Origin of the sequence: Allobosea sp. CER48, from assembly GCF_044752385.1 — a bacterium.
GTDB lineage: Bacteria > Pseudomonadota > Alphaproteobacteria > Rhizobiales > Beijerinckiaceae > Allobosea.
The window spans coordinates 1-10,538 of record NZ_JBIWYK010000059.1 but is presented as its reverse complement, the minus strand read 5'-3'; the positions used below and the strand labels follow the sequence as shown (position 1 = coordinate 10,538).

Sequence of the window (10,538 nt, the reverse complement as noted above, 5' to 3'; positions counted from 1 at the left end):
CGGGCACGGTGCCGAGCGGCCAGGGGTGGCTGACGAGGTAGCCGAGCAATTCGTCGCCATCGCCGGCCAGCACATGGCAGCCTTCAGCGGCCAGTTGCAGACGTTCCGCGAAGACGGCCTCGTCCTCGGGATAGCTCGGATGCACCACGGCCGCGATCCGCATCACGGCCGGAAGATCGGCCGGCGCCATGCGGCGCCAGCCCGTTTCACGCGACATGAATGCCTACGCAGCGACCTTCGGGAACTTGCTAGTACGCTTGGGATGCCACCACTTGCCCTTGAGCACGACGCCCTCGGAAACGATCTTGCGGTCGCCGGTCAGGATCTCGCCGACGACGTCCTCGTAGTTGAACTTGCCTTCCTTGACGGTCAGGATCGTCGCATCGCCGAGCGAGCCGACCTTGAGCGAGCCGTATTCCGGGCGCTTCAGCGCCATCGCGGCGTTCACCGTCGAGGCGGCGATGACGTTGTTCAGGCTCATGCCCATGCAGAGGAACTTCGACATGGTGGTGACCTGGTCATAGGCCGGGCCGTCGATGCAGAGCTTGTGCACGTCGGACGAGATCACGTCCGGCTCGAAGCCATTGGCGAGCATGGCGCGCGTGGTCTTGAAGGAGAACGAGCCCTTGCCGTGGCCGATGTCGAAGATGACGCCGCGCTTGCGGGCGGCGAGCACCTCCGGCTTCACGGTGCCCTGAGCCGTCGCCGGCGCATTCGGGAAGGGGCGGAAGGCGTGGGTCAGCACGTCGCCCGGCCGGAGCATGCCGATGACTTCCTCATAGGACGGCGGCGGATGGTCGATATGGCACATCAGCGGCATGCCGACCTCGTTGGCGACCTGCAGCGCGATGTTGAGCGGCGCGGTGCCCTGCTCGCCCGAGGCGTGCAGGCCGACGCGGACCTTGATGCCGACGATGTAGTCGCGGTTCTTGTCGGCGACCTCGGCGCAGTCGATCGGGTTCATCAGGCGCAGATCGCCGCTCTCGCCGACCATGACGCGATGGTCGAAGCCGTAGATGCCGGCGTGCGAGACGTGGAGATAGGCGAGGATGCGCGCCTGGCTCTGTTCGATGACGTGCTTGCGGAAGCCCGGCCAGTTGCCGGGGCCGGCCGAGCCGGTGTCGACCGAGGTGGTGACGCCGGAAACGCGGCAGAACTCGTCGGCGTCGATGCCGAGCGAGGTGCCGCCCCAATAGACATGGGTGTGCAGGTCGATCAGCCCCGGCGAGACGATATAGCCGGAGACGTCGCGGATCTCCTTGGCGCCCTTCAGGTCCTTGCCGAAGCCGGACACCTTTCCGTCCGTGAAGGCCACGTCGAGGATGCCGTCGTGCTTCTGCGACGGGTCGATGACGCGGCCGCCCTTCAGGATGAGATCGTGAGTCATTGCGGTCCTCTGGGGGTGATCAAACCGGGGAGACGGCGCCCTTGCGCTCGACGATCAGGCCGTAGGCCTGGGGCTCGCGATGCCTGGCGAAGTTGAAGGTCGAGGCCTTATAGCTCTTTCCGAGGTCCATGTCGCAACGGGCAATGACGAGCTCGTCGCCCTCGGTCACGGCCTGCGCCACCACTTCGCCGGTGGGGGCGATGATGCAGGAGCCGCCGATCTGGTCGACCCCCGCCTCCAGCCCCGCCTTCGCCACGCCGACGACCCAGGTCGCGTTCTGGTAGGCGCCCGCCTGCATCACGAGCTGGTTGTGGAAATTGCCCAGCCGGTCGTGGTCCGGCGCCGGCGGATTGTGCTTGGGCGTGTTGTAGCCGAGCACGACCAGCTCGACGTCCTGCAAGCCCATGGAACGGTAGCTCTCGGGCCAGCGCCGGTCGTTGCAGATCATCATGCCGATATTGGCGTCCATCGTCCGCCAGACCGGCCAGCCGAGATTGCCGGTCTCGAAATAGCACTTCTCGAGATTCTGGAAGGGAGCCTCGGGCCGGTGTTCCGGATGGCCCGGCAGATGGATCTTGCGGTACTTGCCGACGATCGTCCCGGACTTGTCGACCAGGATCGCGGTGTTGAACCGGCGCTTGCGGCCCGCCTCGAAGGCAAGCTCGCAATAGCCGAGATGGAAGCCGATGCCGAGGCGCCGGCTCTCCTCGAAAAGCGGAGCGGTCTCGTTCGAGGGCATCGCGCTTTCGAAGTGGCTGTCGATCTCGGCTTCGTCGTCGATCCACCAATGCGGAAAGAAGGCGGTCAGCGCCGCTTCCGGAAAGACGACGAGGTCGGCGCCATGCGCCTTTGCCTGCCTCATCAGCTCGATCATGCGTCCGACGGCCGAGGCCCGGCTTTCATCGCGCTGGATGGGGCCGAGCTGAGCGGCGGCGACGGTCAGGATGCGAGTCACGTCAAAGGCTCCGGATGAAGATCACCCTGCCGTCAAGGCTTCGAGGCACCGAGCCGGCGCGTCAAGCGCCGGCAATGCAGGGCGTGGGTTGTTCCAGCTGCGGGGCTGGTTCTCAGAGGGTTTTGGCGAGGCGTGGATCGAGCGAGTCGCGCAGGCCGTCTCCGAGCATGTTCACCGCCAGGACGGTGAGCGAGAGGAACACGGCCGGGAACAGGATGATGTGCGGCCTCACCTGCCAGAGCGCCCTGCCCTCCGCCATGATGTTGCCCCAGGAGGGCGTCGCCGGCGGCACGCCGGCGCCGATGAAGGACAGGATCGCCTCGACGATCATGGCGCTGGCGCAGATATAGGTCGCCTGCACGCTCATCGGCGCGAAGGTGTTCGGCAGGATGTGTCGCCAGATGATGCGCGGCACCCGCGCGCCGTTGGCGACGGCCGCCTCGACATAGGGCTGCTCGCGCAGCGACAGCACCACGCCGCGCACGAGGCGCGCCACGCGCGGGATCTCGGCGATGGTGATGGCGATGATGACGTTCTGGATCGAGCCGCGCGTCAGCGCCATCAGGGCGATGGCGAGCAGGATCGGCGGGATCGACATCATGCCGTCGATCACCCGCATGATGATGCCGTCGGTCCAGCGCACGAAACCGGCGAAGAGGCCGATGGTGAGCCCCACGATCGAGGACAGGATCGCGACGCTGAAGCCGACGAGCAGCGAGACGCGCGCCCCGTAGATCACGCGCGAATAGATGTCGCGGCCAAGCATGTCGGTCCCGAACCAGTAGAGTTCGGAGGGCATGCGCGTGCGCCGCGACGGCGAGATTGCGGTCGGGTCGACGGTGCCGAGCAGCGGCGCGAAAATGCCGATGAGCGCCATCAGCACGAGCAGCCCGCCGCCGATCGCGACTGAGGGATGGCGGCGCAGATAGCGGCGGAAGCGGGCCGAGCGGCTGAGCGTGGGCTTGGCCGTATCAACGGCGGCGACGACGGCCGGGGCCGGAATGGAGGATTGAGCGGTCAATAGCGGATCCTCGGGTCGACGAGGGTATAGGTCAGGTCGATCAGCAGGTTCACCAGCACGTAGACCAGGCTGAACATCAGAACGACGCCCTGGATGACGGGGTAGTCGCGCCGCAGGATCGCATCGACCGTGAGCCGGCCAAGGCCGGGAATGGCAAAGACGCTCTCGGTGACGACGGCGCCGCCGATCAGCAGCGCGATGCCGATGCCGATGATGGTGACGATCGGCACGGCCGCGTTCTTGAGCGAATGCAGGAACAGCACGTCCTTCTGCGACACGCCCTTGGCCTGGGCGGTGCGGACATAGTCCTGCTGCAGCACCTCGAGCATGGTCGCGCGGGTGATGCGGGCGATCAGCGCGATATAGACGAGGCCGAGCGTGACGGCCGGCAGGATGAGGTTTCTCAGCCAGGGCCAGAAACCCTGCGAGATCGGCGTGTAACCCTGCACCGGCAGCCAGTCGAGCTTCAGCGCGAAGAAATAGGCGAGCAGGTAGCCGACGACGAAGACCGGCACAGAGAAGCCGAGGACGGCGAAGGCCATCGCCCCCTTGTCGATCCAGCTACCCGCCTTCCAGGCGGCGACGACGCCCATCGGAACGGCGATGACGACGGCGAAGATCAGCGTCAGCACCATCAGCGAGACCGTGGGCTCGATGCGCTGGGAGATGAGCTGCGTCACCGGCAGGTTGGTGAAGATCGAGGTTCCGAGATCGCCCTGGATCACGCGGAACGACCATTCGGCGAAGCGGACCAGATAGGGGCGATCCAGCCCGAGGCTGGCGCGGATGCGCTCGACATCGGCAGGAGAAGCCTGATCACCGGCGATGATGGCCGCCGGATCGCCCGGCGCGATATAGAGCAGCGAAAAGACGAACAGCGCCACGAAGGCCATCACGGGGATGGTCGTGACGATGCGCCTTACGACAAAAGCAAACATATAGCCGTCGAACCTCGTTCACATCGAACCTGGGAGCCGCGGCCCGGTTTCTTCCGGGTCGCGGCGAGGCGAGGTGTCGGAGCCCGGCCGGCTCCGAGGGGCGGAGCGGCTTGGCCGCCCGCAGAAGGGTCAGGCCTTGGCGACGTCCCAGAAGAACGGCAGCGGTCCGCTGACGACGCCCGAGACGTTCTTCCGCCAGGCCTGATAGCCGAGATAGAAGCCGGTCGGCGCGTAGACGACGTTCTCGACCGCCGCCTTGTTGAGTTTGGACATCGCCGCCTTCTCGCCGGCGAGATCCTTGGCGTTGAACCAGTTGGTGACCTCGGTCTCGACCGTGGGCACATCGGGCCAGCCGAACCAGGCCTTGTCGCCATTGGCACGGATCGCGGTGTATGCAGCCGGATTGATGCAGTCGGCGCCGGCATGCCAGGTGTGGAACATGCTCCAGCCGCCCTGCCCCGGCGGGGTCTTCTGTGCGCGGCGCGAGCCGACCGTGCCCCAGTCGGTGGCAACGAAGTCGACGTTCATGCCGATGCTCTTGAGCAGTTCGGCCGTGACGTCGCCCATGGACTTGGTGGCCGCCATGTCCTGCGCGACGACGCAGACGACCGGCTCGCCCTTGTAGCCGGACTCCGCCAGCAGCTTCTTGGCCTCGGCGACATTGCGCTTCTTCAGGATGTCGCCGCCCTCCTCCGTGTACAGCGGCGTTCCCGGGGTGAAGAAGCCCGGCAGCGGCTTCCAGAGCTTGTCGTCGTCGCCGACGACGGCACGCATGTAGTCTTCCTGGTTCAGGGCCGTCAGAACGGCCTGGCGCACCTTCACATTGTTGAAGGGCGGGAAGAGGTGGTTCATGCGGAAGGCGCCGATGTTTCCGAGCGGATCGCCGATATCGACGTTGATGTCCTTGTGCTTCTTGAGCACCGGCACGAGGTCCGCAAGCGGCGTCTCCCACCAGTCGACCTCGCCGTTCTGCAGCGCGGCGGCGGCCGTCGCGGCATCAGGCATGATCACCCACTCGACCCGGTCGACGAGGATGTTCTTGCCGCCGGCCAGCCAGTCCGCCTTCTCGGAGCGCGGCTTGTAGTCCGCGAATTTCTCGAACACGGCCTTGGCGCCGGGCACCCAATCGGAGCGCAGGAATTTCATCGGGCCGGAGCCGACATATTCGGTGATCTGGGTGAACGGGTCGGTCTTGGCGATGCGCTCCGGCATGACGAAGGAGCACGGCGCGTTGTTCTTGGCGAGCGCCAGCAGCATCTTCGGGAAGGGCTGCTTCAGCGACCACTTCCAGGTGAGCTCGTCGACGGGGACGAGCTCGACCTGGATGGCGCGGATCATCAGGCCCATCGGGTCGCGCGCCGACCAGCGCACCAGGCTCGCGACCACGTCCTTCGATGTCACCGGCGTGCCGTCGTGGAACTTGAGGCCGGAGCGCAGCTTGAAGGTCCAGGTCAGACCGTCGGAGGACACCTCCTCGGCCTCGACCATCTGGCGCTGCGGCTGGAACTTGGAATCGATGCCGTAAAGCGTGTCCCAGACCAGCGCGGCAGCGTTGCGGACGACGTATTGCGTTCCCCAGATCGGGTCGAAATTCGCGAGGTTGGCCTGCGGTACGAAACGCAGGGTCTTGGTTGCCCCTTGCGCCAGTGCCGGCATCGCCAGCCCACCCGTGGCGGCGGCAACGCCGACGCCCGTCGCGGATTTCAGAAATGTCCTGCGATCCATCAATGCTCTCCCCTGAAGCGGCGCCTCTGATCGGGCTGCCTTGCCGCAAGTTTGGGCAGAAAAATTCTGCCTGACAACATGCGGCGGCACCGGATCATGGACGCCGAACCACGTGCACGGTTCGTGCCAGACGGAACTTCAAGGGGGCGGAAGCCGCCTTTGGCGGCCCCCCGGGCGCAAATCAGCCCTGTTTCGGCAGATCGCGAAAAAACGCGATCAAACCGGTTTGACGGGCGCGTCGACGCGCGCGAACGGCCGGGCCTGCTCGAAGGCCGCCGCGGCCCGCAGTACAAGCGCATCCTTGCCGAAGGCGCCGACGATCTGGAGCCCGGCCGGGAGACCGGCGGAGGTCAACCCGCAGGGTACTGATATCGCGGGCTGCTCGGTGAGATTGAAGGGGTAGGTGAAGGGCGTCCAGCGCGTCCAGTCCTCGCCATAGGCGCCGTGTTCCGGCGTGTTGCGCCCGACGGCGAAGGCCGGCAGCGGCAATGCCGGCGTCAGCAGCAGGTCGTGGCGCTGGTGGAACTGCGCCATGCGATAGGCCAGCGCGTTGCGCTGGTTCAGCAGCGCATCGACATAGGCCGAGGCGGGAATGCCCTCGCCGTGCTCGGCAACGGCGACGAGGCCGGGGTCCATCCGGGCCCGGGCGGCGGCGCCGATGCTGCGCAGCGCCAGAGCCGCGCCCGCCGCCCAGATCGTCATCAACGGCTCGATCGGGTCGGCAAAGCCGGGATCGACCTCCTCGACGGTCGCGCCGAGCTCGGCGAAGACCTGCGCCGCAGCCGCGGTCAGGGCTGCGATCTCCGGATCGACCGCGACATCCTGTCCGAGGCGCGGCGACCAGGCGACACGCAGGCCGCGGACGCCGCCCTTGAGCCCGTCGACATAGTCCGGCGGGCGATCTGTCAGGGCCGTCATGTCGCGCGAATCGGGCTGGCCGATCACCTTCATGGCCAGCGCCGTGTCGGTGACGGTCCGCGTCAGCGGACCGAGATGGGCCAGGAAGCCCATGGTCGAGATCGGCCAGGCCGGGACGCGGCCATAGCTGGGCTTCAGGCCGACGACCCCGGCGAAGGCAGCGGGAATGCGCACCGAGCCGGCGCCGTCGGTGCCGATATGGATGCAGCCGAGGTTGAGCGCGGCGCAGACCGCGGCGCCGGAGGAGGATCCGCCCGGCCCCGTGCCGGTATTCCAGGGGTTGCGGGTGATCCCGGTCGCGGGCGAATCGCCGACGCCCTTCCAGCCATATTCCGGCATGGTGGTCTTGCCGAGGAAGACCGTCCCGGCCTCGCGCAGCCGCGCCGTGACGGGCGAATCTTCGGCGAAGGGCGCGTCGGAGGCGATTGCGGAGCCGCGCCGCATCGACCAGCCGGCGACGCCGATATTGTCCTTGATCGTGACGGGCACGCCGTCGAGCGGGCCGATCGCCTCGCCCTTCAGCCAGCGCGCCTGCGAGGCCTCCGCCATCGCCATGGCGAGGGACGGGTCGCGCACGGAGAAGGCGTTGACCTCGGGCTCGAACCGCTCGATGCGCGCCAGCGCATCCTTGGCGACATCGACGGGCGAGAGTTCCTTGGCGGCGTAGAGTGGTCCGAGTTCGGCGGCGGAAAGCGAGGCGATCGTCGTCATGCAGGGACCTTTCAGGCGTTGGCGACGCGCCAGGCTGTGCTGAGGAGGATGTTGGCGCCGGCCGCCATGTCGTCGTCGGTGCTGAATTCGGCCGGGTTGTGCGAAAGCCCCCCGATCGAGGGGATGAACACCATCGCGGTCGGGCAGAGCCGCGCCATCATCTGCGCGTCATGGCCGGCACCCGAGATCATCCGCCGGATCGGGAGCCCGAACTCGCCGGCGCTGCGCTCGACCTCGGCGATCAACTGCTCGGCGAAGGGCGTGGCCGGGAAGCGCGCGAGGTCGCGGAACGAGATCTCGATGTCGTCGCGGGCGGCGAGCTCGGCGCAGAAGCGGCGCACGGCCGCCTCGGCCTGGGCGAGCGGCGCGTCGAGCGGGTTGCGCAGGTCGAGCGTCATGACGACGGTCTCGGGCACGACGTTGACGTTGCCGGGCTGGGTGCGGATGACGCCGCAATTGGCGAGCTGGTGCGGGATCGTCTTGGTCAGCTCGTTGGCGAAGATGTTGATGCGTGCGGCCGCGAGGCCCGGGTCCTTGCGATAGGCCATCGGCGTCGTCCCGGCATGACTCGGGCGCCCCTTCAGGGTGAGCTCCAGCCAGCAGATCGCCTGGATGCCGGTGACCGCACCCAGACCGCCGCCTTCGTTTTCCAGCACCGGCCCCTGCTCGATATGGAGCTCCAGATAGGCGTGGGCCGGCAGGAAGCCCGGCTTCTCGGCGCCCTCGTAGCCGATGCGTTTCAGTTCGGAGCCGAGCCCTACACCTTCGGCATCGACCTCCCGATGCGCCGCTTCGACGCTCATGCCGCCGGCCCAGACATAGGAGCCTAGCATGTCCGGATGGAAGCGTGCGCCCTCCTCGTTGGTGAACGCGATCACGGCCATGTCGCGCTTCGGCGTTAGGCCGGCATCGCGCAGCGCCGCGAGAACCTCGACGCCGGCAACGACGCCGAGCGCGCCGTCGAAGCGCCCGCCGGTGCCGACCGTATCGATATGCGAGCCCATCACGACGGCCGGGCCGTCCTGCTGGCCTTTCAGGATGCCGACGATGTTGCCGATCGCATCGACCCGGACATCGAGGCCGAGCGCCTTCATCTGGCCGACGAGCCAGTCGCGCCCCTGCCTGTCCTCGTCGGTCAGAGCGAGGCGGCGGCAACCGCCCTCGGGCGTCGCCCCGATCTTCGAAAGCTCCGCGAGCCGCGACGACAGCCTCGCTCCGTCGATCCTCAGGTTTGTGCTCATCGGCTCGGGCCCTCCAGTCGGCGCGAGGCAAGATGCAGACCGTGGCTGGACTTGTCGACCCGCGTCCAGCGCATCGGCTCCGGGCGTCGTCGGTCATGGGCGTGGTTGTTTCGGCGCTGCAATCGGCGGTAGAAGCGGCCCCCCGGGACATTGCCGCATGCTGCCTGCCGACACCTCCAGACCGCTCCATCCCTGGCTTACAGAGGCGCGCGCCATGCTCGCCCTGAGCTGGCCAATGGTGCTGACCAACGTCGCCCAGACGGCGATGACGGCGACAGGGGTGATCATGATGGGCCATCTCGGCCCGGAGGCGCTGGCGGCCGGCGCGCTCGGCACCAACCTCTACAATGCCGCGCTGATCTTCGGCATCGGTGCGATGGGCGCGGTCGCGCCGATGCTCGCGATCGAGCTCGGCCGCAACAAGCACGCCGTGCGCGATCTGCGCCGCACCGTCCGGCAAGGCTTCTGGGCAGCCGCCACCATGGTAGGGCCGATGTGGCTCTTTCTCTGGCAGGCCGAGTTCATCCTCACCGCGATGGGCCAGGACCCCGGCTTGTCGAAGGCGGCGGCCTCATACATCCGGACGCTGCAATGGGGCCTCCTGCCCTTCTTCCTCTATCTGTGCCTGCGCGGCTTTGTGGCCGCGCTGCAACGGCCACGCTGGGCGTTCATCGTCGTGCTCTTCGCGGTCGCCTTCAACGCCTTCGCCAACTGGTGCCTGATGTTCGGGCGGCTAGGATTTCCGGCGCTCGGCCTGCCGGGATCGGGAATAGCGACGGCATTGTCCTCGGCCCTGATGTTCCTGGGGCTCGCGCTCGTCGTCTGTCTCGACCGGCGCTTCCGGCGCTATCACGTGCTCGGCCGCTTCTGGGTGCCGGACTGGCCTCGCTATCGCGCCTTCTGGCGCATGGGCTTCCCGATCGCCCTGACGCTGGCCTTCGAGTCGCTGATCTTCTACGGCGCCGCCTTCATGATGGGCCTGATCGGATCGACCGCGCTTGCCGCCCACGCCATCGCGATCCAGATCGCCTCGCTCGCCTTCATGGTGCCGCTCGGCATCGGCCAGGCCGGAACCGTGCGCGTCGGCCGCGCCTTCGGGTCCGGCGACAAGGAGGGGATCGCGCGCGCCGGCACGATGGCGCTCGTCCTGGCGCTGAGCTTCATGAGCTTCACCGCGCTGCTGATGGCAACGGTGCCGCATTGGCTGATCGCGCCCTTCCTCGACCGTTCGAAACCCGGCGCGGAAGCCGTCGCCCAGATCGCGGTGGTCTTCCTGTTCTATGCCGCGGTGTTCCAGATCGCCGATGGCGCGCAGGTCGTCGGGGCATCGATCCTGCGCGGCCTCGGAGACACCCGCCTGCCGATGATCCTGGCCGGCATCGGCTATTGGGGCATCGGCCTGCCGCTCTCGGCCGCTCTCGGTTTCGTGACCCCGCTCGCCGGACGCGGCATCTGGATAGGGCTCGCCCTCGGCCTGACGGCCGTCGCCGTGATGATGCTGTCGCGCTGGTGGGCTCGCGAGCGCCTGGGCTTGCTCAAATGGGGCCTGCGACAGGCAACCTAGGAAACGAAGCCAGAGCGGGAGCGCGGCGCGCTCTGTTGCCGATCGGCAACAGAGTTGCACGGCCACAATTTGGTCACC

General features: G+C 67.4%; 8 protein-coding genes and 1 pseudogene. 1 reads left to right on the top strand and 8 read right to left on the bottom strand.

Annotation, left to right across the window (positions count from 1 at the left end; genetic code table 11):
• The 8 genes and pseudogenes from ACIPIA_RS04280 to ACIPIA_RS04245 form a co-directional block, all read right to left on the bottom strand.
• Positions 1–217: pseudogene (locus ACIPIA_RS04280) on the bottom strand (GNAT family N-acetyltransferase); the annotation flags it as partial.
• Between the two features lie 6 nt (positions 218–223).
• Positions 224–1,387, bottom strand: coding sequence for an amidohydrolase/deacetylase family metallohydrolase (locus ACIPIA_RS04275; RefSeq protein WP_400507004.1), 1,164 nt, complete (start codon positions 1,385–1,387; stop codon positions 224–226).
• A gap of 19 nt (positions 1,388–1,406) precedes the next feature.
• A complete protein-coding gene (locus ACIPIA_RS04270) occupies positions 1,407–2,342 on the bottom strand; it encodes an N-carbamoyl-D-amino-acid hydrolase (RefSeq protein WP_400507003.1) in 936 nt (311 codons plus the stop codon).
• A 112-nt stretch (positions 2,343–2,454) separates the two neighbouring features.
• Positions 2,455–3,363 carry an ABC transporter permease gene (locus ACIPIA_RS04265; RefSeq protein ID WP_400507001.1) on the bottom strand — a complete coding sequence of 303 codons (909 nt, stop codon included), beginning with the start codon at positions 3,361–3,363 and terminating at the stop codon, positions 2,455–2,457.
• Positions 3,360–4,301, bottom strand: coding sequence for an ABC transporter permease (locus tag ACIPIA_RS04260; RefSeq protein ID WP_400506999.1), 942 nt, complete (start codon positions 4,299–4,301; stop codon positions 3,360–3,362). The genes ACIPIA_RS04265 and ACIPIA_RS04260 overlap by 4 nt, the downstream gene beginning before the upstream one ends.
• 129 nt (positions 4,302–4,430) lie before the next feature.
• On the bottom strand, positions 4,431–6,026 hold the full coding sequence (locus ACIPIA_RS04255; protein WP_400506997.1) for an ABC transporter substrate-binding protein: 1,596 nt from the start codon (positions 6,024–6,026) through the stop codon (positions 4,431–4,433).
• 216 nt (positions 6,027–6,242) lie between these two features.
• Positions 6,243–7,655, bottom strand: coding sequence for an amidase (locus tag ACIPIA_RS04250; protein ID WP_400506995.1), 1,413 nt, complete (start codon positions 7,653–7,655; stop codon positions 6,243–6,245).
• An 11-nt stretch (positions 7,656–7,666) separates the two neighbouring features.
• Entirely contained in the window at positions 7,667–8,896 is a 1,230-nt protein-coding gene (locus tag ACIPIA_RS04245; RefSeq protein WP_400506993.1) for a M20 family metallo-hydrolase, read from the bottom strand.
• Between the two features lie 157 nt (positions 8,897–9,053).
• On the opposite strand from ACIPIA_RS04245, the gene ACIPIA_RS04240 reads away from it, so the two are divergent.
• A complete protein-coding gene (locus ACIPIA_RS04240; RefSeq protein ID WP_400506991.1) occupies positions 9,054–10,460 on the top strand; it encodes an MATE family efflux transporter in 1,407 nt (468 codons plus the stop codon).
• Positions 10,461–10,538: the final 78 nt, after the last annotated feature.

Coding starts and splice junctions, on each gene's coding strand:
- ACIPIA_RS04275 (WP_400507004.1), bottom strand. CDS start 1,387: ATGACTCACGATCTCATCCTGAAGGGCGGCCGCGTCATCGACCCGTCG.
- ACIPIA_RS04260 (WP_400506999.1), bottom strand. CDS start 4,301: ATGTTTGCTTTTGTCGTAAGGCGCATCGTCACGACCATCCCCGTGATG.
- ACIPIA_RS04255 (WP_400506997.1), bottom strand. CDS start 6,026: ATGGATCGCAGGACATTTCTGAAATCCGCGACGGGCGTCGGCGTTGCC.
- ACIPIA_RS04250 (WP_400506995.1), bottom strand. CDS start 7,655: ATGACGACGATCGCCTCGCTTTCCGCCGCCGAACTCGGACCACTCTAC.
- ACIPIA_RS04245 (WP_400506993.1), bottom strand. CDS start 8,896: ATGAGCACAAACCTGAGGATCGACGGAGCGAGGCTGTCGTCGCGGCTC.
- ACIPIA_RS04240 (WP_400506991.1), top strand. CDS start 9,054: ATGCTGCCTGCCGACACCTCCAGACCGCTCCATCCCTGGCTTACAGAG.